The sequence below is a fragment of the Bordetella genomosp. 13 genome, from assembly GCF_007679965.1.
Lineage (GTDB): Bacteria > Pseudomonadota > Gammaproteobacteria > Burkholderiales > Burkholderiaceae_B > Bordetella.
In genome coordinates this window covers 431,794-456,137 of record NZ_VEHL01000001.1, presented here as the reverse complement: position 1 = coordinate 456,137, position 24,344 = coordinate 431,794, and the positions used below count along the sequence as shown (strand labels likewise).

21 protein-coding genes and 1 pseudogene are annotated in these 24,344 nt (G+C 68.0%); 12 read left to right on the top strand and 10 right to left on the bottom strand.

Features of this window, described 5'->3' with window-relative positions:
* Positions 1 to 96: 96 nt before the first annotated feature.
* Together FS845_RS02135 and FS845_RS02130 are read right to left on the bottom strand one after the other, a co-directional pair.
* Entirely contained in the window at positions 97 to 612 is a 516-nt protein-coding gene (locus FS845_RS02135; RefSeq protein WP_144630486.1) for a thioredoxin family protein, read from the bottom strand.
* An 18-nt stretch (positions 613 to 630) separates the two neighbouring features.
* Positions 631 to 1,320, bottom strand: a complete 690-nt coding sequence (locus tag FS845_RS02130) for a cytochrome c biogenesis CcdA family protein (protein WP_144630485.1) — start codon at positions 1,318 to 1,320, stop codon at positions 631 to 633.
* Between the two features lie 215 nt (positions 1,321 to 1,535).
* Between FS845_RS02130 and FS845_RS02125 the strand changes: the two genes are divergently transcribed.
* Together FS845_RS02125 and FS845_RS02120 are read left to right on the top strand one after the other, a co-directional pair.
* Positions 1,536 to 2,270, top strand: a complete 735-nt coding sequence (locus tag FS845_RS02125) for a response regulator (protein ID WP_144630484.1) — start codon at positions 1,536 to 1,538, stop codon at positions 2,268 to 2,270.
* A 6-nt stretch (positions 2,271 to 2,276) separates the two neighbouring features.
* Positions 2,277 to 3,581 carry an ATP-binding protein gene (locus FS845_RS02120; protein ID WP_144630482.1) on the top strand — a complete coding sequence of 435 codons (1,305 nt, stop codon included), beginning with the start codon at positions 2,277 to 2,279 and terminating at the stop codon, positions 3,579 to 3,581.
* 51 nt (positions 3,582 to 3,632) lie between these two features.
* On the opposite strand, the gene FS845_RS02115 is transcribed toward FS845_RS02120, so the two are convergent.
* Both FS845_RS02115 and FS845_RS02110 read right to left on the bottom strand, forming a co-directional pair.
* Positions 3,633 to 3,833 carry a hypothetical protein gene (locus FS845_RS02115; RefSeq protein WP_144630480.1) on the bottom strand — a complete coding sequence of 67 codons (201 nt, stop codon included), beginning with the start codon at positions 3,831 to 3,833 and terminating at the stop codon, positions 3,633 to 3,635.
* Positions 3,830 to 4,201, bottom strand: coding sequence for a GFA family protein (locus tag FS845_RS02110; RefSeq protein ID WP_144630478.1), 372 nt, complete (start codon positions 4,199 to 4,201; stop codon positions 3,830 to 3,832). Before FS845_RS02110 ends, FS845_RS02115 begins: the two co-directional genes overlap by 4 nt.
* Positions 4,202 to 4,426: 225 nt before the next feature.
* On the opposite strand from FS845_RS02110, the gene FS845_RS02105 reads away from it, so the two are divergent.
* From FS845_RS02105 to FS845_RS02075, 7 genes are all read left to right on the top strand, one after another.
* The gene (locus tag FS845_RS02105; RefSeq protein WP_144630476.1) at positions 4,427 to 4,633 is read left to right on the top strand and encodes a hypothetical protein; all 207 of its coding nucleotides are present in this window, start codon (positions 4,427 to 4,429) and stop codon (positions 4,631 to 4,633) included.
* 216 nt (positions 4,634 to 4,849) lie between these two features.
* Positions 4,850 to 6,058, top strand: a complete 1,209-nt coding sequence (locus tag FS845_RS02100; RefSeq protein WP_144630474.1) for a hypothetical protein — start codon at positions 4,850 to 4,852, stop codon at positions 6,056 to 6,058.
* Positions 6,059 to 6,091: 33 nt separating this feature from the next.
* Entirely contained in the window at positions 6,092 to 6,730 is a 639-nt protein-coding gene (locus tag FS845_RS02095; protein ID WP_144630472.1) for a TerD family protein, read from the top strand.
* Positions 6,731 to 6,748: 18 nt separating this feature from the next.
* Positions 6,749 to 7,771: a hypothetical protein gene (locus FS845_RS02090; protein ID WP_144630470.1), complete on the top strand. Its 1,023-nt coding sequence runs from the start codon at positions 6,749 to 6,751 to the stop codon at positions 7,769 to 7,771.
* Positions 7,772 to 8,518, top strand: a complete 747-nt coding sequence (locus FS845_RS02085; protein WP_144630468.1) for a VWA domain-containing protein — start codon at positions 7,772 to 7,774, stop codon at positions 8,516 to 8,518.
* A 245-nt stretch (positions 8,519 to 8,763) separates the two neighbouring features.
* Positions 8,764 to 11,970, top strand: coding sequence for an EAL domain-containing protein (locus tag FS845_RS02080; protein ID WP_144630466.1), 3,207 nt, complete (start codon positions 8,764 to 8,766; stop codon positions 11,968 to 11,970).
* Between the two features lie 192 nt (positions 11,971 to 12,162).
* Entirely contained in the window at positions 12,163 to 12,504 is a 342-nt protein-coding gene (locus tag FS845_RS02075) for a hypothetical protein (protein WP_260986104.1), read from the top strand.
* Between the two features lie 118 nt (positions 12,505 to 12,622).
* On the opposite strand, the gene FS845_RS02070 is transcribed toward FS845_RS02075, so the two are convergent.
* From FS845_RS02070 to FS845_RS02055, 4 genes are all read right to left on the bottom strand, one after another.
* Complete coding sequence (locus FS845_RS02070; RefSeq protein ID WP_144630462.1) at positions 12,623 to 13,399, bottom strand: sulfite exporter TauE/SafE family protein; 777 nt, start codon at positions 13,397 to 13,399, stop codon at positions 12,623 to 12,625.
* 346 nt (positions 13,400 to 13,745) lie between these two features.
* Complete coding sequence (locus tag FS845_RS02065; RefSeq protein WP_144630460.1) at positions 13,746 to 14,285, bottom strand: ureidoglycolate lyase; 540 nt, start codon at positions 14,283 to 14,285, stop codon at positions 13,746 to 13,748.
* Positions 14,286 to 14,314: 29 nt separating this feature from the next.
* Positions 14,315 to 16,648 (bottom strand): beta-glucosidase BglX, encoded by a 2,334-nt coding sequence (gene bglX / locus FS845_RS02060; protein WP_144630458.1) that lies wholly within the window; start codon positions 16,646 to 16,648, stop codon positions 14,315 to 14,317.
* A gap of 145 nt (positions 16,649 to 16,793) precedes the next feature.
* Positions 16,794 to 17,549 (bottom strand): SDR family NAD(P)-dependent oxidoreductase, encoded by a 756-nt coding sequence (locus FS845_RS02055; RefSeq protein WP_144630456.1) that lies wholly within the window; start codon positions 17,547 to 17,549, stop codon positions 16,794 to 16,796.
* A 209-nt stretch (positions 17,550 to 17,758) separates the two neighbouring features.
* Between FS845_RS02055 and FS845_RS02050 the strand changes: the two genes are divergently transcribed.
* Complete coding sequence (locus tag FS845_RS02050) at positions 17,759 to 18,685, top strand: AraC family transcriptional regulator (protein WP_144630454.1); 927 nt, start codon at positions 17,759 to 17,761, stop codon at positions 18,683 to 18,685.
* A gap of 96 nt (positions 18,686 to 18,781) precedes the next feature.
* Here FS845_RS02050 and FS845_RS02045 read toward each other — a convergent pair whose 3' ends face one another.
* A complete protein-coding gene (locus FS845_RS02045) occupies positions 18,782 to 21,310 on the bottom strand; it encodes a mechanosensitive ion channel domain-containing protein (RefSeq protein WP_409929255.1) in 2,529 nt (842 codons plus the stop codon).
* Positions 21,311 to 21,736: 426 nt separating this feature from the next.
* On the opposite strand from FS845_RS02045, the gene FS845_RS02040 reads away from it, so the two are divergent.
* Positions 21,737 to 22,669 carry an NADP-dependent oxidoreductase gene (locus tag FS845_RS02040; RefSeq protein ID WP_144630452.1) on the top strand — a complete coding sequence of 311 codons (933 nt, stop codon included), beginning with the start codon at positions 21,737 to 21,739 and terminating at the stop codon, positions 22,667 to 22,669.
* Positions 22,670 to 22,808: 139 nt separating this feature from the next.
* On the opposite strand, the pseudogene FS845_RS02035 reads toward FS845_RS02040, so the two are convergent.
* Positions 22,809 to 23,225, bottom strand: a pseudogene (locus FS845_RS02035) (YidB family protein); the annotation flags it as partial.
* A gap of 168 nt (positions 23,226 to 23,393) precedes the next feature.
* On the opposite strand from FS845_RS02035, the gene FS845_RS02030 reads away from it, so the two are divergent.
* Positions 23,394 to 24,332 carry a LysR family transcriptional regulator gene (locus FS845_RS02030; RefSeq protein WP_144630448.1) on the top strand — a complete coding sequence of 313 codons (939 nt, stop codon included), beginning with the start codon at positions 23,394 to 23,396 and terminating at the stop codon, positions 24,330 to 24,332.
* The last annotated feature ends 12 nt before the right edge of the window (positions 24,333 to 24,344 follow it).

The window sequence follows — 24,344 nt, the reverse complement described above, 5'->3', positions numbered from 1 at the left end:
CCTCTCTGGCCGGGGTCTGGTGATGGAAGGAGGGAAGACGCCGCGCCGACGGCCGTCGACAGCAACGGCGGTGTCGCGACGAAGGATGGCGAACCGTCAGCCCGGCTGGCCCAATAGGCGTTGGATCTCGGCTTCGGTCTCCTTGTAGCGGCCTTCGCCGAAGTGGCTGTAGACCACGCGGCCGTGCTTGTCGATCAGGTAGAACGCAGGCCAGTAGCGGTTGCCGTAGGCCTCCCAGGTGGCGTAGCGGTTGTCCTGGGCCACGGGATACTCGATGCCGAAGCGGCCGAGGGCCTTCTGCACGTTGGCGGTGGCGCGCTCGAACGGAAACTCCGGGGTATGCACGCCCACGACCACCAGGCCCTGGTCCTTGTATTTCTGGTGCCAGCTCTTGACGTAAGGCAGGGTGTTGATGCAATTGATGCAGGTGTAGGTCCAGAAATCGACCAGCACCACCTTGCCTCGCAGCCCCTGCAGGGTCAGCGGCTCGCTGTTGAGCCACTTCTCGATACCGGTGAATTCAGGGGCCGCGGCGGGCGCGGACGGCGTAGCGGCGGCCACGGACGCGAGCAGCACCGCGGAAAGGGAAAGCGTCTTCAGGAACGTCAGCATGATTCGAACCTTTCGAGGTCAACGGAACAGTTGGGCGATCCAGGCATAGGCCAGGACGTCGTATTGGAAGTGGATGGCCAGCGCGGTCAGCACCAGCAGCACGCCGAACGCGCGCTGCAGCGTCGCGGCATGGCGGGCGATGCCGCGCACGTGCGCCGTCGCATACTTCCCGCCGTAGGCGATGGCCAGCATCGGCACGCCCGCGCCCAACGCGTAGCACAGCAACAGCCAGCTGGAATGCGTCAGGTCTTGCGCCTTGGCGGCCAGCACCAGGATCGAGGCGAGCACCGGCCCGGCGCAGGGCGTCCACACCGCGCCCAGCGACATGCCCAGCACGAAGCCGCCTGCGTTGCCGCTGCCCGCATTGCCGCCAAGATCGGCCAGGCGTTGCAGCGGCCCGCCTGTCCGAGCCATCAGCCAGTCATAGGGCCGCGGCCAGATGCGCGCCAGGCCGAACAGCGCCAGCAGCACGATCGAGGTGGACCGCACCGCCTCGTGCGCCACCAGGCTGGCGCTGGACAGCAGGCTGAGCGCGATGCCCAGCCCCGCGAAGGCCAGCACGAAACCGGCCACGACGAACAGCGGCCGGCGGCGGCCAGCATGCTCGACGGACGTGCCCAGCAGGATGGGAAGCAGCGGCAGCACGCAAGGCGACGCGATGGTCAGCATGCCGGCAAGCAGCGCGATGGGGGTCGAGACGAAATCCATGGCAGTCAGTCCTTGGCGAAACGGAGTGACTGCATTTCATCGGAGCAAGGTATCCGGCCTGTACCAGAACGACGGCGGATTCTCGACGTTGTGTGTCTGCCGGGCCGCTCGATACACTGCCATACAAAGCCGGGTTCCCCGCCGCCTGGGGTGGCCGTACAGTACGCTCAGCGCCGGGGGCCGGGATGGCCCCAAAGCACCACTCGAGGACCCGCATGGAACACGCAGACCACGTGATGATCGTGGACGATGATCGAGAGATACGCGAACTGGCCGGCAATTTCCTGAAGAAGAACGGCCTGAACGTGACCTTCGCCGCGGACGGGCGGCAGATGTGGTCGCAGCTGGAGAAGACGTCGGTGGACCTGATCGTGCTGGACATCATGATGCCCGGCGACGACGGCCTGGTGTTGTGCCGCGAGCTGCGCGGCGGCAAGCACCGCAAGATTCCCATCCTGCTGCTGACCGCGCGCAGCGACGACATGGACCGCGTGCTGGGCCTGGAGATGGGCGCGGACGACTATCTGGTCAAGCCGTTCGTGGCGCGCGAGCTGCTGGCTCGCATCAAGGCGATCCTGCGCCGCACCCGCATGCTGCCGCCCAACTTCCAGGTGACCGAGCCGGGCCGGCAGATCCGCTTCGGCGACTGGCGGCTGGACACCACGGCGCGCCACCTGCTGGACAAGGACGAGACCATCGTGTCGCTGAGCGGCGCGGAGTACCGCCTGCTGCGCGTGTTCCTCGACCATCCCCAGCGGGTGCTCAACCGCGACCAGCTGCTGGACCTGACGCAAGGGCGGGAGGCGGACGTGTTCGGCCGCTCGATCGACCTGCTGGTCAGTCGGGTGCGGCAGCGGCTGCGCGAGGACGCGCGCGAGCCCGTCTACATCAAGACCGTGCGCAGCGAGGGGTACGTTTTCTCGGCGGCCGTCGAAGTCTCGGAAGACTGACGCGACATGGCCTGGCCCCGCACCCTGGTTGCACGCCTCTTCCTGATCTTCGCCATCGGCCTGGCGGTGGCGCACGCGCTGTCGTTCGCGCTGCTGTTCTACGAGCGCTTCAGCGCCACCAAGAACCTGATGCTGGGCGACCTGGAACGCGATGTCGCCGTCGCGATGGACATCCTCGACCGGCTTCCGGCTTCCGAGCGCGGCGACTGGCGGGCCAGGCTGTCCAGCGGCAATCGGCAGTACCTGCTGGGACCAGGCGAGGCAGACCAGCCGCTGACGATCCCCGAGGCGCGCACGGCGGCCGCGTCGATCACGGCGGCCTTGCGCGGACAACGTCCCCTGCTCATCCAGGCGGTGCGCGGCGATCCCCGCCACATACAGGCCCGCGTCACGCTGTCGGACGGCAGCCATGCGGTGCTGGACATCCATCTGCAGATGCCGCCTCTGGCCGTGTGGCTGCCGGTCGTGCTCGGCCTGCAATTGCTGCTGCTGATCGGCTGCGCATGGATGGCGGTGCGGCTGGCCGTGCGCCCGCTCACGCGGCTGGCGGGCGCCGCGAATGCGCTGGAGCCGCACAAGCCGCTGCCGCCGCTGCCTGAAGCCGGGCCCAGCGAAGTCGCGCACGCGGCGGCCGCCTTCAATGCGATGCAGGAGCGGATCCGGTCGCACCTGGCCGAGCGCATGCAGATGCTGGGCGCGATCTCGCATGATCTGCAGACGCCGATCACGCGCATGAAGCTGCGCGCGGAGTTCATGGAGGATTCGGCCGACAAGGCAAAACTGGAGCACGACCTGGCCGAGGTCGAGCGCCTGGTGCGCGAGGGCATCGACTATGCGCGCAGCGCCCACGGCAGCCAGGAGAAGCCGGCCCGCATCGACCTGGACGCGTTCCTCGACACGCTGGTCTACGACTACGCGGACACGGGCCGCCGGATCTCGTGGGACGGGCGTTCCGGCGCATCGCTGCTGACGCGGCCGCACGCGTTGCGACGCGTGCTGAGCAACCTGACCGACAATGCGCTGAAGTTCTCCGGCGCGGCCGAGCTGCTGCTGCGCGTGCGCGGGCCCCAGGACGTGTCGATCTTCGTGCTGGACCGCGGCCCCGGCATTCCCGAACACGAGCTGGCGTCGGTGTGCGAGCCGTTCTACCGCGTCGAGACCTCGCGCAATCGCGGGACGGGCGGCACCGGACTGGGCCTGGCCATCGCCAAGCAACTGGCCCAGGCCATCGGCGCGGAGCTGATCCTGGGCAATCGGCAAGGCGGAGGATTGTCCGCCGAGTTGCGTATCGGCTCGGTGGACCTGTCGTAGAAGTCATCGCGGCGGAAGCGCCTTCGACTCGCGCGGCCCGGCCGCGCCGGGTCAATCGCCGCGCCTGCGCCGCCCGTCCCGTTCCGGCCGCACGTGCCCGTCGCGCGCCAGCAGATTGCATTGCGTGGGATGCGCCAGTTCGGCACTGAATCCACCGGCCAGCAGCGCGAGAACCGCCAGCAGTCGTTTTACTGGCGCCGCTTCGTGCCGCGCACGCCGGGGTTCGCCATTGGAGCAGCCCGGCGAAGTCATGCGTCCTCCAAGACCGACAGGCTGGCGCCATCGGCCAGGTCCGACGGCAGGGCATAGGCATCCACGCCTTCCAGGCAGCCCAGGTTGACGCGCCACAAGGCCGCGTCCTTGCGCGTCTGGTGAAACGGATAGATGCCGCAGTGGCGGCAGAAATAATGCCGGGCCACGCGCGTATTGAACTGGTACAGCGTCAGCGCATCCTCGCCCGACAGGATACGCAGCGACTCGGCCGGAAACGCCGGCGACATCAACGCGCCCTTGCGCCTGCACAGGCTGCAATTGCAGCGGGTCGCGGGCGCCAGCGGGGTGCTCACCTCGAAACGGATGCTGCCGCAGTGGCAGGAACCCAGGTACGTATCGCTCGCCATTCATCGCTCCTTTTGTGTGATCGGCCAGCGGGTTATAGCGCCGTGGGCGACGGCTTGTGTGTAGTACTGTATCCAGCCCACGGACGGATACGAAACACGGCAAATCGGCGGGAAAAATGCCGTGGCGCGCATACGCTGTCGTTCAAGGAAGCAATCGGTAGAACTCTGCGGTCCGTGGCGGTGCTACGGTAAAGCATCGCAACGCTTACCCTGAAGGAGGTGACGATGAAGACCCAGATCTCGTATTCCCAACTGGACGGCGACCAGGGCGTGGCCCTGGTCAATGGCGACATCGGCGACGGCGAGCAGGCCAAGCAGGAGCTGGCGAACAAGCTGGGGCTGCCTGCGGTGGCCGGCCAGGACCAGAACACCCGCTTGAAAAACGGCGGCATCGATCCGGCTTCGGTGAAGGCCACGCATATCAGCGAATGAGCTGCCACGTCAGGCCGCGTGCCTGATGAAAAACACAGAGCCCGCGGGTCTCGCGACCGCGGGCTCTGTATTTGACGTCGTCACGCTTTCGCGTCGCCGCGCGCACGCTGCCCACCGCACTCTGTGATAAACATCTACCTCTTCGCGGACACGCGATTGAGCGGCATCGAATTCAACTTCCAGTAAGAAAAATACGTAGCCAAAGGATCTTTCGGTATGAACGCGACCACCATCACGCCCACCATCCTGGGCGCGAATTTCGGTGCGGATCCCGTTGCCGCATCCGCGCCGGACACGCAATCCGGACTGCAGTTCCCGCAGAATTTCCCGCTTGCCCTGCCCGCGGATCAACTGACCGCCATCCAGCGCCGCGTCGACGAATTCGATTTCGCGGCCGCGCGCCTGCAGGACCTCGCGCTGCTCGGCCAGGAGCCAACCCATGCGTTGAACCGCACGCTGGACGGCTTCCTGGACCGGGTCAACAAGGCCGAGAATCCGCAGCTGTTCCAACTGGTCGACACGCTGTCGGAAGAGATCGCCAAGGAACGCATCGGCGAACTGGCCGAGCAGATCCTCGCGGCCAAACCCAGCCTGTGGCATCGCTTCCTGGGCCTGTTCAGCAAGAAGGCGCTGCAGCGCGGCCTGGACGTCGCCTACGAAGAACTGGGCCGCATCGCCCGCAACAAATCCAAGTCGCTGTCGGACCTGGTGCAGGACCGCGAGCGCACGCTCAAGGCCGAGATGCAGCGCCTGTCCGCCGAGGTGCAGGCGATGGAGGCCATCAAGAACCAGTACCGCGAGGCCTTCAACACGTTCGCCGTGGAAGTGCTGTTCCTGCACAATGCGTTGCTGAAGGCCCAGGCCCAAGCGCCGGCGCTGCTGGCCGCCGCGCAGGACGACACGATGGCCCAGCAGGACATCCAGGACAAGCTGCAGGCCCTGGAATCGAACGCGTTGAGCCGCGAGGCCATGATGACGCGGCTGCCGGCCGAACAGCTGGTGATCCGCCAGATCCAGAACGCCGGCATCTCCACGATGCAGGAGCTGGCCGTGACCATGGGCGACCGCTTCGCCAGCATTCGCATGACGCTGCTGGCCATCCACGGCGCGAACCTGGTGCGCAACGTGCAGCGCCTGGGCCAGGCCAATGCCAACCTGGACAACCAGCTGCAGGAGGCGCGCGCCAAGCTGATGAACGCGGTGGTGTCCAGCGCCGCCACGGCGCCGGGCGACAACCGCCTGGAACAGGCCAACAACCTGAAGCGCGTGGTGGCCGACACGCAGGCGCTGCACACGCTGGTGCAGCAGGCCCGCCAGGCCAACCGGGCCAAGTTCGACGAGGCGCGCCAGGCCATGTCGCAGGTGCGCCAGGACCTGCTGTCCCTGGGCCAGCAGATCCAGCCCGGCGCCCCGCTGGCCCGCTGATCCCAATCCCCCGACCGCAACACGAGGAAGTCCATGCAAAAGCTGCAACTGAACCTGAGCAAGCCCAACGACGTCGCGCAGAAGCTGTCCCTGAACCTGAGCAAGGGCGAGCGCTTCAAGGTGCGCCTGTCGTGGGACGGCGACGCCGACCTGGACCTGCATGCGCTGGTCGCGGTGAATACAGGCTCGGGCGGGGCCAAGGTGTCTTCGATGGAAGACATCCTGTCCACTTACAACGTGCAGCGCACGCTGCGCGGCCAGACGGTGGGCACGCTGCCGAAAAACACCGACGGCACGTTCCAGGTACATGGCGGCGCGCTGGTGCACAGCCCCGACGCCACCGACGGCCATGCCGAAGGCGACGACGAATGGGTCGCCATCCAGCCCGACCGCCTGTCGCCGCCCGCCGGCGGCGCCATCGAGATCCCGCTGGTGGCGATGATCCATCCGCAGACCTCGACCAAGACTTTCCGCGACGTGGTCAACGCGCGCGTCATCGTCGAAAACGCCGAGGGCCGCGAGCTGCTGAACATCTCGCTGGCCAGCGACTTCGCGCAGTTCGTGGGCGTGCAGATGGGCTCGATCATGATCGACGCGAACGGCTCGTCGTTCTCGATGGTCGGCGTGGGTTTCAACGGCGACTTCAATCAGGTGCTGGCGCACTTCTCGTAATTGCGGCGACAGCGGACCGTGGGCATCAAACCGACCGTCATCGGCGACGCCGCGGCCCGGCTCGAACCGACACGTCTCGATAAGCCGGGCGCGCAGCCGGATGTTCCCGCCGCGTCGTCCGCATCGCCCGCGCGGCCTGGCGCGACAATCCTGCCCGCCACCGTCATGCAGTCCCCGGCCCCGCTCACCCTGGCCGCGACACGCATCAAACCCACCGCCATGCCGGCGGGCACGCCCATCGAACGCCCCACGCCCGTCGCGGCGCCGCTGGCGACTGCCCTGCCCGGCACGCGCCTCACGCCCATCGACGTCGACCCCGCCACGCTGGCCATGCACTTCCCCGGCTACGACCTCGCGCTGATGGAACGCGTGCGCGGCGTGCTGCTGGGCGTCAGCCCGCAGACCATGTCGACGGACGCCTGGCTGGCCTTCGGCCTGGACGCACAACAGGAGCTGGCCACGCTGGTGAAGCAGCGGCTGGCGCTGATGGAAGCCACCACCGTGCGCGCCGTCACGCAGCATCTGCGACGCCTGCAAGAACTGCTGGCGGACGTGCTGGAGTCGCTGTCCGGCGGCTTCCTGAAGCGTTCGGCCACGCGCGTGTGGGCCGACGTGCATCCCGAGGTGCGCGACCTGGAAACGCTGTTGTCCCAGGCCGCCCGCGGCCTGCGCGGCGTGCTGGCCGACATGGAAGCGCTGGACGCCCGCGGCAAGGCCAGCGAAGCCGCCATCCAGGCCAGGGCGATGGCGGCCGAGTACCTGGCCGACACCCAGGGCGAGCGCATCGGCCAGTTGCTGGCGCCGCGCGCGATCTCGCTTTCCACCTCGCAGGCCCTGGCGGTGGAGCAACGGCAGGCGCTGGAACTCGACCAGCAGCGCATCCGGGAACTGATGGCGCTGGTGCAGGACGGCGTGCTGCTGCAACTGACGGCCGTGTACAGCCAGATGGCTGCGCTGGCGGCAAAGCCCAGCGAGACTCAGCGCTTCCTGGCGCGGGAGAAGCTGGATGTCCTCGTTCAATTCATTCAACGGAAGCTGTAGATGGCCCTTGCCCTGAATCTTGAGAAATCCGCCAAGTCGCTGGTGCTGAGCCTGGAGAAGGCCGGCATCGTGACGCCGCCGGTGCTGGAAGTCGGTTTCGGGCTGGACGTGTCCGGCTCGTTCGAGGACGAGCACATGGACGGCACGACCAGCGAGCTGCTGACGCGGCTGATTCCGTGGGGACTGGCCTTCGACCCCGACCGCAAGCTCGACGTCTTCACGTTCTCGAACGGCGAGCGCAACGCGCATCACGTGGGCGACGTCAACGCGCAGAACTACCAGGACTACGTGCGCAGGAACATCGCGGGCAAGGTGCCGGGCTGGAATGGCGGCACGGACTACTCGTACCTGATCGAACGCACGCTGGAGCACTTCGGCTGGGCGCAGGCGAAGCAGCCCGGCTTCTTCGGCCGCCTGATGGGCAGGAAGGCCGAGACCGCGGCGGGCCAGCGCAAGCGCTCGGTGATCTTCATCGCCACCGACGGCGAGAATTCCGACAAGGCCCGCACCATCGACGTGCTGCGTGCGTCGGAAGCCCGCCAGGACAAGGTGTATTTCATCTTCCTGGGCGTCAGCAACCAGGGCTCGCGCTTCCCGTTCCTGGAAAGCCTGGGCGACCAGTTCAGCAATACGGCGTTCGTGGCCATTCCGGACCTGCGCAAGTTCGTGGCGATGAGCGACGAGGACTTGAATGCCCAGTTGATCGGCGATGAATTGCTGGCGTGGTTCGGGGCGAAGGGAAACTAGGCGGTCACGACGGGCACGGCTGCCAGAGGGTCCCCCGCCCGCATTCGCGCCGTCGCCCTGCCACCACATGGCGGAAAACGCCTCTATCTGCTTGCCGCAGAGTGCGCTATAAGACCAGAAGATTACAAAATGTATAAATCGGTCGCCTACGCACCATCAATGCACGGGAATAGCGCGGCCGTATAGCCCAGGGGAGAGACGCGGAGGTCCGTGAAGGATGGTCCGTGGCTCGGTTTGTCTGAAGCATGAAGCGCAATTTCTTTTTCCGGCTGCTGGCGCGGCTACGGGTCGGCCGCAAGCTGCTGCTGATCTATCTGCTCGACCTGACCGCGGTGGTGTACATCAGCGGCATCCTGATCCACGAGAAATACCTGTCCATCGACTTCTCCGACAAGGAGATCCTAGGCAGTGCCTACGTCACCATTGTGCGCGACGCGCTGGTGGACGTGGCCCTGGCCGGCGCGGGGCATGCCGTCTCGCCTGTCACGCTGGCCGAGACGCAGGCGCGCTTGCGGCAAGCCGAGGAACAGTACGGCGCCCGGATGGAAAGCGCGCAGCTCAACGAACGCCTGCGCGCCCAGCTGGATCGCCTCGCCGCCCTGTCCCAACCCGACCAGGAAGCCCTGGCGCAGGCGCTGGATGCCTGCCGCGCGCTGATCACGCGCGTGGGCAACCAGTCCAACCTGATCCTGGATCCGGACCTGGACAGCTACTACGCGATGTCGCTGTCCATCCTGCGCTATCCCGCCCTGCTGGACGCGGTCGACAGCGTCGGGCAACTACTGAACGGCACCGACGCGGCCGCGCCCTCCAGCGAGGCGGTGCGCGCACGGTACCTGCTGCTGGAAGGCCAGCTGGACGCGGTGCTGCAGGGACTGCGTTCGGACTTCTCCGAGGCGGGCGCCGCCAACCGCCAGTTGGGCGAGGCGCTGGCACCCACCGTCAGGCACCTGCTGGCGGCCGTGGATGCCTACCGCGAATCCGTGCACGACGTACTGGACGCCGACAGCGGGGCGCGCAGCGCGCTGGCGCTGGCCTCGTCGAGCACGACGCAGCGCGTGGTGGTGCGGGCGGTGAACGAGGCCTGGATCGTCACCGGCGCGCAGCTGGACACGCTGCTGCACGAGCGCGTCAGCGGGCTGTACTCGCGCATGTGGCTGCACCTGGGCACCGCCCTGTTCCTGCTGTTCAGCATCCTGTGCATGGTGTACTTCGTGGCGCAGCAGATCTCCAGCCCGTTGCGCCATCTGGCGCGGGTGATGGACAAGGTGCGCCGCACGGGCGACCACACGCAGCGGGCGTCGTGGAACAGCCAGGACGAGATCGGCCAGCTGGTCCACGGCTTCAACGAGATGCTGGAACAGCTGGACCGCGAGCGCGACGCGCAGAAGGAGCTGGCGGCCACGGCGCGCGCGTCCGCGGCGCAGCACTCGCTGGTCGAGGCCACGCCCGTGCCGATGATGGTGACCTCCGTGCCCGGCCACGAAGTGCTGCACGCCAACCAGCCCGCGCTGTCGTGGCTGGGCGGACGCACCACCGACCCGTGGATGCACGGCATGGATTCCTCCGTGCGGGCGCGTTTCTTCCAGCAGCTGTCGGATCACGATGCCGTCGACGAATTCGAGGTGCTGTGGAAGGCCGGACACGAGCCCACCTGGGCCATGCTGTCCGCGCGGCGCCTGGATTTCCAGGGCCGCGACGCGATCCTGACGGCATTCACGCCGATCAACCAGATCAAGCTGATGGAGCAGCGGCTGGAGCTGTGGGCAAAGGTGTTCGAGGCTTCGTCCGAGGCCATCCTGATCCTGGACGAGGACCGCAAGCTGGTGAGCGCCAATGCCTCGTTCTACCGGTCCACCGGCTTCAGCACGGCGGACGTGCTGGGCAAGGCGCCCGCCTTCATCCAGGCCGAATCGGGCCACGGCCCGGCGATGGAGAACCTGGCCGGATACGTGGAGCGCTCCAGCACCTGGAGCGGCGAGGCACAGATCCGGCGCCGCCATGGACGCGAGTATCCGGCCTGGCTGATGCTCAGCGCGGTGCGCGACAAGCACGCCAGCGTGTCGCACTACATCTGCACCATCATCGACATCACCGACCGCAAGAAGAGCGAGGCGCGCATCCGTTTCCTGGCCGAGCACGACGTGCTGACGCAGTTGCCCAACCGCGCGCTGTTCACCAAGTGCCTGGCGGCCTCGCTGGAAGCCGGCGAGCAGGCCGCGCGGCGTTGCGCGGTGCTCTTCATCGACCTGGACCGCTTCAAGGACATCAACGATACGCTGGGCCACCACATCGGCGACGGGCTGCTGAAGTCGATCTCGCGCCGCCTGCTGCAGGCGGTGCGCAGCGGCGACACGGTCAGCCGGCTGGGCGGCGACGAGTTCACTGTGATCCTGAACGGCGTGACCGACCGTGCCGACGTCGAGGCCCTGATCGCCGAACGCCTGATCCCGCTGGTGCGCCAACCGCACGAGATCGGCGGCGTGACGCTGCAGGTGTCGTGCAGCGTGGGCGTGGCGCTGTATCCCGACGACGGCCTGGACATCGACACGCTGATGCAGAACGCGGACGCGGCCATGTACCAGGCCAAGGCGGCGGGCCGCAATACGGTCCGCTCTTTCTCTCCGGAGATGGCCGAACGCTCGCGCCAGCGGCTGGCCATCGAGGCCGGCCTGCGCACCGCGGTGGCGCAGCGCGAGTTCGCACTGGCGTTCCAGCCCTGCATCGACGCGGACACGGGCAAGCTGGTCGGCGTGGAAGGCCTGTTGCGCTGGACCTCGCCCACGCTGGGCGCCGTCGCGCCCTCGCAGTTCATTCCCATCGCGGAAGAGACGCGCCTGATCATTCCGATCGGCGCCTGGGTCATCGACGAGGCCTGCCGGCAGATGGCGGCGTGGCGAGCGCAGGGGCACGCCGAGGTGCGCACGTCGATCAACCTGTCGGCCATCCAGTTGCGCGAACCCGGCCTGCTGGACACGCTGCGCGGCGCGCTGCGCACGCATGGCATCGCGGCGCAATGGCTGGAACTGGAGATTACCGAGACGGTGCTGATGAGCCACGCGGAAAGCTACTTGGCAGCCATCCGGGATATCCGCGCGCTGGGCGTGACGCTGTCGCTGGACGATTTCGGCACGGGTTATTCCAGCCTGAGTTACCTGAATCGTTTTCCGCTGGATCGATTGAAAGTCGACCAGACATTCGTACGCGACATGCTGCATGGGCCGGCGGACCTGGCGGTGGTCAAGGCCATTATCGAACTGGGGCACGAACTGGGACTGCGGGTGGTGGCCGAAGGCGTGGAGCGCGAAGAGGAAGCGCGGGCGCTGCGCCAGATCGGGTGCGACGAATTGCAGGGTTATCTGTATGGCAGGCCCATGCCCGGCGCGCAGTTGCCGGCCTGGCGGCAGGCGTGGGAGACAGTGCGCTCGCCCTGGATGTCGATTGCAGACTGAGCTACTGGATTAGAAAATTATTGCCCACAATCGCAATATCTAGCGAATTTACGCAACAATTTCTCACTCATTGGTAAAGCTCATCCGGCGTGATTAGTCCGCTCTGTGTATACACTTCCGCCGTCATCCTGGATGACGCGCCATGCGCCCCTTAAAACACGCACAATACGGAAAGTGACCATGCCTGGAAAAATGAACAGCTTTATCCGAAATGCCGCCGTCATTATCGCGGCGGGCCTGACCCTGACGGCGTGCGGCACGACCCAGATGAATATGATCGAGGTGCAGAACGCCACGGCGAAAACGCTGGGCCTGGCCTCATCGGATGAAATCACGATCGCCAATGTGCAGTATGGCGAAAAGAATTCGCTGGGCGGCCAGAAGGTCAGCTACGACGCCACCACGGCCCGCGGCCGCAAGTTCTCGTGCACCGCATTCATGATTCCCGGCCTGACACCGTTCGACAAGCCGACGTTCAACGACGGCGAGTGCCATCCTGCCGCAAGCACCACCACCAGCAAGAAAAAGAAGTAATACCCGGCTGGGCAAGGGTCCGCCGCGGCAGCGATGCCCCGGACCCTGCCGGTCCCGAACCACAATACCGTCCGCGGCCCGGAGCCGCGTCGATCCATCGCGACACACGACGCCCGCGCTACATCGACAGCAGGATCGCCTCGACGATCTGGTATAGCCCCAACACGATCAGGCTGTTCATGAACCACACGCGAAACGTCTGCGGCGACAGCCTGCCGCGCAATCGCGTGCCCGCCCACATGCCGACCAGCGCGGGCAGCAGCATCAGCAGCGATGCCCCGGCGGCGCCCGGCGCATACCCCCCGTTCAGCCACAACCCCGCGGCCAGCGCCACGGTGGACACCGTGAACGACACGCCCATCGCCTGGATCAGCCCGTCCTTGCCCAGCTGAAGGGCTTGCAGATACGGCACGGCCGGCACGACGAAGACGCCCGTGGCCGCCGTGACCACGCCGGTGACGGCGCCCACCAACGGGCCCGCCCATGCTTCGGATGACGGATCGACGGCGGGCGGCTTGCCGAACAGGCCCCACAGGGCATACGCCACCAGCGCCACGCCCAGCGCTGCCGAGGCCAGATGCCCGGACGGCGCGCCCAGCAGCCAGGCGCCGGCCAGCGTGCCCACGCACACGCCCACCTGCATGCCGCCGATGCGGCGCAGCAGCGGACCCAGCGTATCGAACGGACGCGCCTGCCAGACGTTGGTGAAGAACGACGGCACGATCAGCAGGGCGGCCGCCTGCGCGGGCGGCATGAACAGCGCCAGCAGCGCCATCGAGATCGTCGGCAGGCCCAGGCCCACCACGCCCTTGATCAGGCCGGCCAGCACGAACACCGCCGCCACGTAGCCCCACGTTCCGGCCGGCAAGCCGGACGCCATTGCTGCAAGATCCATCCGTGTACCCATTCCTGTTCTGGCATGCCGAAGCGGCGCGGCCATTCTGCGCCGCGCGCCGCGGACAGCCTATCGGTATTTGCTTGAGGATGGTTCAGGCAGGGCTTGAGGCTGCCTGGATATTTCGGCCAACGGCAGGCCGTTGGTCCGCCGTCGTGCGGACGCCCCGCCATTGCTCGCGGCAAGGCTGGCCGGCCAGCCACGCCCGCCATGCGCCAGACATGCGGCGCGGCAAGGGCATTCTCGCAACGAGCCGCCAGACGGCGTGAATCGGAAATTCACGAGGCAGCCTCAAGCGAAACCTGATCCTGCGCACGGTATTGCCGGGTCGGGCACGCCCCGCGTATCAGGCCGATTCCAGGCGATATCCCGTCAGGGGGACGATGGCGCTTTCCGACGCAGGCGCGCCGGCCAGATGCGCGATCAGGTCCGCCGTGGTGGACCGCCGGGTCAGCATGAGGCACGTGACTTCGCCGGCCGCGGCGATGCGCGTGGCGTGCCAGCACCCGGGCCGCATGCAGATGCCCTGCCCGACCGGCACCTCGAAGGCCGCCAGGGTCGCGAGGTCGGGCCGGCCATCGGTCGCGCTGGCCGCGACCACCTGGATGATCGGCCCGGTCAAGGGCACGATCGCCTGGTGGGTCAGCAGGTGCACCTCGAGGTTGGCCACCACGCGGTCCGCGCTGCGGTAGCGTACCCACAGCACCTCGGGCTCGCCGCCGGATCCCGCGTCGAACACGTGTTCCTGCCAGAAGTCCGTGGCGGGATTGCTGAACACGGGCACGCCGGCTTGCGCCGCGGGCATCGGCTTGCCCAGCATCCATCCATAGCGGGCGAACGCCTGGCGCTCCAGTCTGCGCAGGGGCAGCGTCTCGATGTCGTCCATGAATAGGCTCCGCGTGGAATCGAACAGGGTTAACGCAGCATGAAGCTGGCCACGTTCGCGTCGCGCGAATCCAGGCCCAGGAACACGTTGAACTGCCCGGGCTCAACCTTGAAGCGCCCCTGCGCATCGTAAAAGCCCAACTGCGCATCGCCGATCTCGAAGCTGACCACGCGCGACTCGCCGGCCTTCAGGAAGACCTTCGAGAAGCCCTTCAGCTCTTTCACCGGACGGCTGATCGAGGCCACGGGGTCCTGCACGTACAGCTGCACCACCGTATGTCCATCGCGTTGGCCGCTGTTGCGCACCGTGACGCTGGCCGTGAGCTTGCCGCCGCGAGCCACTTCGGCCGCGGACAAGGCCACGCCCGACACGTCGAACGTGGTGTAGCTCAAGCCGTAGCCGAAAGGATACAGCGGCCCGTTCTCGTGGTCGAAATAGCGCGAGGTGTACTTGTTCGGCCTGGCGGGGTCGAACGGCCGGCCGGTGTTCAGATGGTTGTAGTACAGCGGCACCTGCCCCACCACGCGCGGAAACGTCATGGGCAGCTTGCCCGAGGGGTTGTAGTCGCCGAACAGCACGTCGGCGATGGCATGGCCGCCCTCGGTGCCCGCATACCAGGTCTCCAGCATGGCGTCGGCGTTGGCGTCCTCCCATTCCAGCGCCAGCGGACGGCCGTTCATCAGCACGATGACCAATGGCTTGCCGGTGGCTTTCAGCGCGCGCAGCAAGGCGCGCTGGCTCGCGGGAATGACGATGTCGGTGCGGCTGGAGGCCTCGTGCGCCATGCCCTGCGACTCGCCCACCACGGCCACCACCACGTCGGACGCGCGCGCCGCCTGCACAGCCTCGTCGATCATGGCCTGCGGCGTGCGCGGGTCCACCACCACGTCCTGCTCGAACTCGTTCAGGTACTGCACGACGCGGGCGTCGTCGATCACGTTGGCGCCCTTGGCGTAACGCAGCGCGGCGCGGCCCGCGACGGCCTCGGCCAGGCCCTGGTACACCGACACCGCCTGGCGCGCCTTGCCGGCGGCCGACCAGTTGCCCATCACGTCGCGCTGGCTCTGCGCCAGCGGACCGATGACGGCAATGGTGCCCTGCTTTTGCAAAGGCAGCGTGCCGGCGCGGTTCTTCAGCAGCACAAGGCTGCCGCGCGCCACCTCGCGCGCGTCGGCGCGGTGCAGGCGATTCTCGGCGTCGGTGTCGACGGGATCGTCGGCGGCCTGGCCCACGTGGCGATAGGCGTCGCGGAACAGGCCCAGGTCGTACTTCACGCGCAGCACGTCGCGCGCGGCGCGGTCGATGTCGGCCACGGACACCTCGCCGCTGTGCACCAGCGGCTCCAGGTCCTTGCCGTAGACCATGTCGTTCATGCTGAGGTCGGTGCCGGCCTGGATGGCCAGGCGCGCCGCGTCGCGGCCGTCGGCGGCCACGCCATGGCGCAGCAGCTCGAGGATGGCGCCGTGGTCGCTGATGGTGATGCCCTTGAAGCCCCATTGCGTGCGCAGCAGGTCCTGCAGCAGCCACTTGTCGGCCGTGGCGGGCACGCCGTTGACGGCGTTCAGCGCGATCATCACGCCGGCCGCGCCCGCGTCGATGGCGGCCTTGTAGGGCGGCAGGTAGTCCTGGTACATGCGCTGCGGGCTCATGTCCACGGTGTTGTAGTCGCGCGCGCCCTCGATGGCGCCGTACAGGGCGAAGTGCTTGACCGACGCCATGATGGTGCCGGGCGCGGACGGATCGTCGCCCTGGTAGGCCTTGACCAGCGTGGCACCGATCTGGGAAGTCAGGTAGGTGTCCTCGCCGTAGCCCTCGGAGTTGCGGCCCCAGCGCGGGTCGCGCGAGATGTCCACCATGGGCGAGAAGGTCAGGTTCAGGCCATCGGCGTTGGCCTCGATGGCCGACACGCGGCCGCTGCGCGCGATGGCGTCCATGTCCCACGACGAGGCCAGGCCCAGGCCGATGGGGAACACGGTGCGGTGGCCGTGGATGACGTCGTACGCGAAGAACAGCGGGATCTTCAGCCGGCTTTGCATGGCCGCGTCCTGCAGCACGCGGATGTCGGGGCGGGTGACGGTGTTGAAGATGGCGCCGACCTGGCCCGAGCGGATCTCGTCCAGCAGCACTTCCTTGTGGGCATCGGGCCCGGCGTCCACGCTGCGCAGGCGCAGCTGGCCGATCTTCTCCTGCAGCGTCATGCGCCGCATCAGGTCGTCGATGTAGCTTTCGCGGGCTTTGGCGGCCTGCAGCGTGGGCGCGGGGTCGGGGCCGGCCAGCGACGGGGTGGACGGCTGGGCGCAAGCGGCCAGCAGCACTGCGGCGACCGAGGCGGCCAGCAGCTTCGGCGAAAAGAACCTGTTCATGGGCGGGATCTGCGTGCGGGGTTCGGGCGGCCGCGCGACGCGGCCGGCGGCTGACGATAGCTTGAAGACAGCGCGCAGTGTGCCATACCGCCGGAGGTCCGCGATCCGCGGCGTCGCCGCCCCGCCCCCGCCCGCCCGCAAGCTCCTACAGGAACATGCCGCCCGAGACCTCGATGCGCTGCGCCGTCAGCCAGCGGTTCTCGTCGCCCAGCAGCGCGGCGATCATGGGGCCGATGTCGTCCGGCACGCCGGCGCGGCCCATGGCGGTGTTGCCGGCCACCATCCTGTTCAGGCCTGCGTCGTCGCGTACGTGGCCGCCGCCGAAATCGGTTTCGATGGCGCCCGGCGCCACGGCGTTGACCGCGATGCCGCGCGCCCCCGCTTCCTTGGCCAGGTAGCGCGAGAACACTTCGATGGCGCCCTTCATCGACGCATAGGCCGCGTAGCCAGGCAGGGTGAAGCGCGCCAGGCCGCTGGAGATGTTGACGATGCGGCCGCCATCCGCGATCAGCGGCAGCAGCTTCTGGGTCAGGAAGAAGACGCCCTTGAAATGGACCTGGTAGAGGCTGTCGAAGTCCTCCTCGCTGATTTCGGATATCAGGCCGGCCACGCCATGCCCGGCGTTGTTGACCAGGTGGTCGAGGCGGTCGCGGCCCCAGGCGGCCTGCAGCGCGCGGGCGACCTCGGCGGCAAAGGCCGGGAAGCTGGCGCTCTTGCCGGTATCGAGCTGCAGCGCCACGGCGCGCACGCCCAGGGCCTGGATCTCGGCCACGGCGGCGTCGGCCTCGGCGCGGTTGGTGCGGTACGTGATGATGGAGCCCGTGCCGCGACGGGCCAGGCTGACGGCGGTGTTGCGGCCCAGGCCGCGGCTGCCGCCGGTGATGAGCGCGATTTTTTCCATGATGGTGTCCGAAGAAGGAAGAGGATCGAATGAAGCGTGCACGGGAAAAAGTCTATGCCCGGGCCCAGGTGCCAGAAAGGTCGGAACTGCCGAATTTCATGCCCGATCCTCCAGAAGACCATGTGCCGCCATCACGGGTGCTCTAGAATCCGTCCATGCGCGGCAGCACGGCGCATGTCCCTCGCGCCTGCCGCAGGAGCCCCTTACCCATGCCGCAAACCGCCCTGAAAACCGCCATTTCCCGCTACCTGAACGCGCGCCATCCGGACCAGAGCGGCGCCTTCGCCACGCCGGTGGATGGCCTGGTGCTGATGCGCAACGTCCGCAAGGACGTGCTCAATCACATGGTCTACCGCCCGGCGCTGTGCCTGGTCGTGCAGGGCGCCAAGAGCGTGATGCTCAACGACCAGGTGCTGCACTACGCCGAGATGCAGTCGCTGGTGATCAGCGTGGAGCTGCCCGGCGTGGGCCGCATCACCCAGGCCTCGCCGGAACGGCCCTACCTGGCGATCGCGCTGGAGTTCGATCCCATGGTGCTGCGCGAGGTGCTGGAGCAGTTGCCCCGGCAGCCCGCGCCGGTCGAACCGGGCCTGGGCCTGTATGTCGAGGACACCGACGCGGCGCTGGCCGATTGCATGCTGCGCCTGGTGAACGTACTGGAGACGCCGGCCATGCTGCCGGTGCTGGCGCCGCTGCTGATGCGCGAGATCTGCGCGCGCCTGCTGACCGGTCCCAACGGCGGCCGCCTGTGCACGCTGGCGCTGCCGGCCGGCCATGCGCAGCGGGTGGGCGAGGCCATCCGGCTGCTGCGCACGCAGTACACGCGCCCGCTGCGCATCGAGGAACTGGCGGCCGCGGCCAACATGAGCGCCTCGTCGTTCCACCAGCACTTCAAGCAGCTGACCTCGATGACGCCGCTGCAATACCAGAAGCAGCTGCGCCTGCTGGAAGCCCGCCGGCTGATGCTGGTGGAAGACGCCAACGTGATGCGCGCGGCGTACCAGGTGGGCTACGAAAGCCCGTCGCAGTTCAGCCGCGAATACACGCGCATGTTCGGCGTGCCGCCCAAGCGCGACGCGCTCAGCACGCGCCGCGCGGGCATGGACGACATCCAGGCATACCGCGCGGCCGCGTGATCCGGCCGCAATGAAAAAGAGGCCCGTCTTACGGACCGGCCCCTTGCGCGTCGGATACGCGCCGCGGAAGACCCGGCCCCCAGCGGCATACGCGACTCAGGTCCTGCGAGGCGCCGGCACGTCGCCGTCGGGCCCCTCGGACGACTCCGCATCGCCGCGGGCCTCCAGCTCGTTGCCCAGGACCTCCGTTGCATCGTCGCCTGACGCTTCCTGCGTCAGCGCACGGCGGGTATGGCCGGCCGCGCGGGCGTTCTCGCCCGGCACCTCGGCACGCTCCGCCTGCATGGCCACGTTGGCCGGCGGCGCGTAGCCCTGCTTGTCCTGCCCGAAGTACACGACCATGTGCGGATAGGGCAGCTCGATGCCCGCGGCGTCGAAGTGCTTCTTGACCAGGCGGTTGTAGCCGCGCTGCACCGCCCACTGCATGCCCGGGGTGGTCTTGATCAGCACGCGGATAGTCACGCCCTTGTCGTTGACCGCGGTGACGCCCGGAATGGTGATGTCTTCCACCACTTCGGGCGACAGCACCGGATCGGTCATCAGCTCGGTGAAGGCATTGCGCAAGTGCTCCACCGCATCGTCCACGCTTTCGCGGTGCGCGATGGTGTACTCACCAAGGTGATAAGAAAAATCACGCATGTGGTTGGCGACCACATCCACCGACGAGAACGGCACCAGGTGGTAGCCGCCGTCCAGCGTGCGGATGCCGACGGAACGGATGGTCATCTTCTCGACCGTGCCGAACACCCCCGCCACCTGCACGACGTCGTTCTCGTTCATGCCGTTCTCCAGCTGGATGAAGACGCCGGTGATGATGTCCTGCACCAGTTTCTGCGCGCCGAAGCCGATGGCCAGGCCAACCACGCCCGCGCCGGCGATCAACGGTCCGATGTCGATGCCGATCTGCGACAGGATCACCATGGCCGTCATGGTGACGATCACGATCAGCGCGGCATTGCGAAACAGCGACAGCAGCGTGCGTTCGCGCGCGCTGGGCATGGGCCGGCCCTCGACCTGGGTCAGGCGATGCTCGATGAAGCTGGCGATCACCGTCCAGGCCAGCGTGGCGATCAGCAGCACGATGACCACGTTCAGCACCATGCGGATGGCCGCGGCGCCCGCGTCCGAGGCCAGCCAGTACGACAGGTCGAAGGCGCGCCAGGCGTCCAGGATCAGCAGCAGCACCACGATGCGGATGATCCAGCCGACGATCTTCAGCCCCGCCGGCACGTAGGCGTTGACGCGCGCCTCCAGCAGCGGCAGGCGGCGGCGCAGGTCGTCCGACAGCCGGATGGGCTTGGCCAGGAAGACGTTCAGCAGCAGGATCAGCAGGCTGCCCCCGCCCACGGCCAGCAGCGTCTGCACCGTGGCGTGCGCCATGAACGGCAGCGCATTGATCGGATCGATCTGGCTGACCACCAGCAGCACGGTGAAGTACGCGATGCCCAGCAGGTGCCAGATGCGCGACAGGAAGCGCAGCCGCGAGCCCATGAAGGTGGCCGAGTGGGTGGCGCGCTGCTCCAGCCGCTCGCGCACGATCTGGCGGTTCTGCCAGATGCCGCGCACCGCATACACGTACACGATCAGCATGATGATCATGCCGGCCAGGCGGCCCAGCGCCGGCGACAGCGTGGCCGCCATCACGGGATCGACCAGCATGGTGCCGTAGCCCGCGCCGGCGGCGATCAGCACCAGCCAGCCGTTCCAGTACTTGGCGGGACCATCGGCCAGCGACACCAGGCGCAGGTGCGGATGGCGCACGGCGAACACGGTGCGGATCAGCACCTTGACGATCTCCACCGCCACGAAGGCCTTCAGGAAGATCAGCGCCAGCATGTCCAGCGTGCCGCGGCCCGGCGTGCTCCACAGCGCGGCGCTGCTGCCGGCGGTCGCGGCCAGCAGCACCACCGCCACGTCGATGGCCAGCGCGCCGACGATGGCGCCCGCGCGGCGATACAGCACCTTCATGCTGGTGGTGTGGCCGGGCTCGGCCACCGCGACGGCCTCGTGGCCCAGCTCGCCCACCCACCGGTCGATGCGCGCGTAGATGCGCAGCGCGATCATGCGCAGGATGGCAAAGGCGATCAGGGTGACCACGATCGCGAGGGCCAGCGGCAGCAGGGCCTGCCCCGCCGTGCCCGCGTCCAGCCGCAGGCTCTGGCCCGACGCCAGCGCGCGCATGTCGTCCACGCCCTGTCCCAGGTCGGCCGCCACGCCGGACAGGAAACGCTGCGCGCCGTCGGTGATGCGGTCCTGCAGGCCCGGAGAGTCCGAGGCCTTGCCCGTGGATGCGGCGGGCGGGGCGTTGCCCGCGGCGTGGCGCGCCGCCGGCGTGGAACCTGCGGCATTGCCTGCAGGCGTGGCTGGCGCGGGCCTCTGTGCATGCGTCGACGTGCCGCCGCTCGCGGCCGAGTCGCTGCCCGCAGCGGCCGGCGCCGCGCCGCCGGGCACTTGGGCCCGCAATTGGTCGATCAGCGTCTTGCGTGTATCCGGGTTCTCCAGCAGGTCGGCCAGCGCGGCAGGCGTCAGGCCCTGCGCGGCGGCCTGTTCGGCCTGCGCTTGCCCCTGTGGCGCAGGCGCGGGCGCCTGCGTCTGCGGCGAATTCGGGTCGGCCTCCGCCGCCATCGCCCGGACCGTCACGCAGCTCAACATCGCCATCAGCATCGCGCCGGCCAGCCAGGGCCTCGTTCGCAAGTGCCGCCACAAGCCTGCGGCGTGGTTCCAGAAAAGGATGATGGGCGATGCTGTCGCTGCGAGTCGAACCACTAACAAATCTCCTGTGCGGGGCCGTGTAGAGAGTCGGTGCGGCCACGGACTGGGCCACGTGCCGCCTGCCCGATGATAAAGCCCCCGCCGGTCGCGGGCCACCCACGCCGGACGCGGGTCCGGCCGCTTGCCGGCCCCTCGGCGCGCCGATGCGCCCCTCCCGTCCGCCCGCCGCAAGCCTTTGCGCGAGCCGCACGCGCCCATGACGAGCAACATGCATCGCCCCCTTTTGCGGCATGAAACTTGCTGATTTTTAAGGGTTTTCAACGCGCCAGGAGGCAAGGCATGAATCAAATGCAAGCTTTCCGCATCGATAGCTTCGGTGGACCGGAAGTTTTACATCGCGAACATGTCCCCATTCCGTCCCCGCAATCCGATCACGTGCTGGTCCGGGTCGCGGCGGCGAGCCTGAACCCCGTGGACTACAAGACACGGTCGGGCCGGTTTCCATTGGTCAAGGAAACGCAGCTGCCCTTCACGCTGGGCCGCGACTGCGCCGGCGTGGTCCAGGAGTCCGAGGACCAGCACGGCCCGTTCCGTCCGGGCCAGGAAGTGTTCGCCTTCGTCGGGCACGGCCAGGGCTCCTACGCAGAGTTCGCGCTCGTGCCGCGCGAGGCGCTGGCGCCCAAGCCGCAGTCGCTGGACCTGGTCGAGGCCGCCGCCGTGCCGCTGGCGGCGCTGACGGCCTGGCAGGGCCTGTTCGAGCATGGCCGGCTGGAACCCGGCCAGACCGTGCTGATCCACGCGGCCTCGGGCGGCGTGGGGCACTTCGCGGTGCAGTTCGCCAAGGCGCGCGGCGCGCAAGTGATCGCCACCGCGTCGGGCGAGGCCGCGGAGTTCGTGCGGACGCTGGGCGCCGACGAGGTCATCGATTACCGCAAGGTGGCCTTCGAACGGCAGATGGTCCCGGTGGACCTGGTCTACGACCTGGTGGGCGGCGACACGCAGGAGCGCTCATGGGCGGTACTGAAGGACGGCGGCGCCTTCGTGTCGACAGTCTCGGCGCCCTGCGCCGAAAAGGCCGCCGCCCGCGGCGTGCGGGCCGTGCGCTATACGGCCAAGCCCGATGGTGCGGAACTGGCCTTGATCGGCCGGCTGATCGACTCGGGCCGCATCCGCGTGCACGTGTCCGAGGTCTATCCCTTCGACGCGATGCAGCAGGCCTTGCACCGGCTGGAGGAAGGCCACAACCGGGGCAAGATGGTGGTGCGGCTGTGAACCGCTGAACTGCTGTATGGGTGATCGCTGACCCGCGGTACGGCCGGTGAGCCGTGCCGCCAGGCGGCAGTGCGTGGCGTCCGCGGGACGCGGCGCGCTGTCGTTCGTCGCATGGGACGCTGGAACCGGCGCGCCGCGCCTACTTCATCAGGCGCGACAACAGGCCCAGCATCGCCATCGCGTTCATGTCCTTGACGTCGTCCATGGTGCCGTTGGGCGTGGCCTTGTCGACCAGGCCGGGCAGCATGCCGGCCAGCGATTCCAGTACGTCGGGCCGCGCGCGGCCGGTATCGGCGGCGATGGCATCGACCACCCCAGGCTCGAACACCGAATCCAGCTGCTGCGCCGTGATGGGCTGGTTCGGGCCGTTGCCGATCCACGACTGCACCACCTCGCCCAGGCCGCCGCGCTCGAAGGCCTCGAGCAGGCCGGCGATGCCGCCGGGATATTTGCCCAGCTGCTTCAGCACCGCGGGCAACAGGCCACCGCCTTCGCCGCCGGAACCGGAGGCCAGGGAGGTCATCAAGGAATCCAGCAGTCCCATGACAGAAATCGTCCTTTTTGTGTTGGCGCGCGCGAACGCGCCGGAGAGATTTCCCGCGGCGCGCCGCCAGGCGGGAACAAGGCGGCACTTTACTTGAGATGACCGCCCGCGCGCATGTCATGGTCCACCCGGCGGTATAGTCCGAGGCACCCGCAACGCCGCAGACTCCGCCCTTCCGTCATGGCCATCACCCCCGACAGCGTCCTTTCCCGCCTGCGCCTGAAGCAGTTGGGCCTGATGATCGCGCTGGACCATCACCGATCGCTGCGCCGCGCCGCCACCGACCTGGCGATGACCCAGTCCGCCGCCAGCAAGGCGCTGGCCGAGATCGAGAGCGTGATGGACGGCGCGCTGTTCACGCGCAGCCGCACCGGCATCGTCCCCACCGACCTGGGCCGCTGCGTGATCCGCTATGCCTGGCTGCTGCGCGCCGACGTGGAGGCCATGTGCCAGGAGGTGGCGCGCATCCAGCTCGGACGCGGCGGCCGCCTGGCGCTGGGCGTCATCATGGGGTCCGTGCCCAATGTCATGGCCCATGCCGTGACCGCGCTGCGCCAGGCCGAGCCCGACGTCTCGATCCAGATCCACGAGGACACCAGCGCCCACCTGCTGGCCATGCTGGACCAGGGCCAGATCGACGTGATGCTGGGCCGCACCACCGTCAGCCCCAATCCCGGCCAGTACCACTACCGGCATCTGTCGGAGGAACCGCTGAACATCGCCGTGGGCGCCGACCATCCGCTGGCGCGCGCCCGCAAGGTGCAGTTGCAGGACCTGCAGGGCCACGGCTGGGTGGTCTATCCCAGCCGCATGCCGCTGCGGGTATTGCTGGAGCGCGAGTTCGCCGACGCCGGCATGTCGCTGCCGTCCAATCTCATCGAGACTTCTTCGGTATTCTCGACCGTGACACTATTGCGCCGCGCGCCCGATCTGGTGGCGCTATTGCCCGACGAGGTGTGCGAGTTCTTCCGCGAGTACGGCATGCTGCGCGTGCTGCCCATCGCGCTGGCGTCGCGCGGCCAGCCTTTCGGCCTCATCACGCGCGTGGGCGCGCAGCCGCCGCCGGTGGCGCAGCGCTTCATCGATATCCTGTTGAAGCGATATCCGGCCGCGGCCTGATGCGCCGCAACA

What these genes read in the sequence shown, in the direction of transcription:
- FS845_RS02135 (WP_144630486.1), bottom strand. Translation starts at nt 612, where the DNA reads ATGCTGACGTTCCTGAAGACGCTTTCCCTTTCCGCGGTGCTGCTCGCG.
- FS845_RS02130 (WP_144630485.1), bottom strand. Translation starts at nt 1,320, where the DNA reads ATGGATTTCGTCTCGACCCCCATCGCGCTGCTTGCCGGCATGCTGACC.
- FS845_RS02125 (WP_144630484.1), top strand. Translation starts at nt 1,536, where the DNA reads ATGGAACACGCAGACCACGTGATGATCGTGGACGATGATCGAGAGATA.
- FS845_RS02120 (WP_144630482.1), top strand. Translation starts at nt 2,277, where the DNA reads ATGGCCTGGCCCCGCACCCTGGTTGCACGCCTCTTCCTGATCTTCGCC.
- FS845_RS02115 (WP_144630480.1), bottom strand. Translation starts at nt 3,833, where the DNA reads ATGACTTCGCCGGGCTGCTCCAATGGCGAACCCCGGCGTGCGCGGCAC.
- FS845_RS02110 (WP_144630478.1), bottom strand. Translation starts at nt 4,201, where the DNA reads ATGGCGAGCGATACGTACCTGGGTTCCTGCCACTGCGGCAGCATCCGT.
- FS845_RS02105 (WP_144630476.1), top strand. Translation starts at nt 4,427, where the DNA reads ATGAAGACCCAGATCTCGTATTCCCAACTGGACGGCGACCAGGGCGTG.
- FS845_RS02100 (WP_144630474.1), top strand. Translation starts at nt 4,850, where the DNA reads ATGAACGCGACCACCATCACGCCCACCATCCTGGGCGCGAATTTCGGT.
- FS845_RS02095 (WP_144630472.1), top strand. Translation starts at nt 6,092, where the DNA reads ATGCAAAAGCTGCAACTGAACCTGAGCAAGCCCAACGACGTCGCGCAG.
- FS845_RS02085 (WP_144630468.1), top strand. Translation starts at nt 7,772, where the DNA reads ATGGCCCTTGCCCTGAATCTTGAGAAATCCGCCAAGTCGCTGGTGCTG.
- FS845_RS02080 (WP_144630466.1), top strand. Translation starts at nt 8,764, where the DNA reads ATGAAGCGCAATTTCTTTTTCCGGCTGCTGGCGCGGCTACGGGTCGGC.
- FS845_RS02075 (WP_260986104.1), top strand. Translation starts at nt 12,163, where the DNA reads ATGAACAGCTTTATCCGAAATGCCGCCGTCATTATCGCGGCGGGCCTG.
- FS845_RS02070 (WP_144630462.1), bottom strand. Translation starts at nt 13,399, where the DNA reads ATGGATCTTGCAGCAATGGCGTCCGGCTTGCCGGCCGGAACGTGGGGC.
- FS845_RS02065 (WP_144630460.1), bottom strand. Translation starts at nt 14,285, where the DNA reads ATGGACGACATCGAGACGCTGCCCCTGCGCAGACTGGAGCGCCAGGCG.
- bglX (WP_144630458.1), bottom strand. Translation starts at nt 16,648, where the DNA reads ATGAACAGGTTCTTTTCGCCGAAGCTGCTGGCCGCCTCGGTCGCCGCA.
- FS845_RS02055 (WP_144630456.1), bottom strand. Translation starts at nt 17,549, where the DNA reads ATGGAAAAAATCGCGCTCATCACCGGCGGCAGCCGCGGCCTGGGCCGC.
- FS845_RS02050 (WP_144630454.1), top strand. Translation starts at nt 17,759, where the DNA reads ATGCCGCAAACCGCCCTGAAAACCGCCATTTCCCGCTACCTGAACGCG.
- FS845_RS02045 (WP_409929255.1), bottom strand. Translation starts at nt 21,310, where the DNA reads ATGGCGGCGGAGGCCGACCCGAATTCGCCGCAGACGCAGGCGCCCGCG.
- FS845_RS02040 (WP_144630452.1), top strand. Translation starts at nt 21,737, where the DNA reads ATGAATCAAATGCAAGCTTTCCGCATCGATAGCTTCGGTGGACCGGAA.
- FS845_RS02030 (WP_144630448.1), top strand. Translation starts at nt 23,394, where the DNA reads ATGGCCATCACCCCCGACAGCGTCCTTTCCCGCCTGCGCCTGAAGCAG.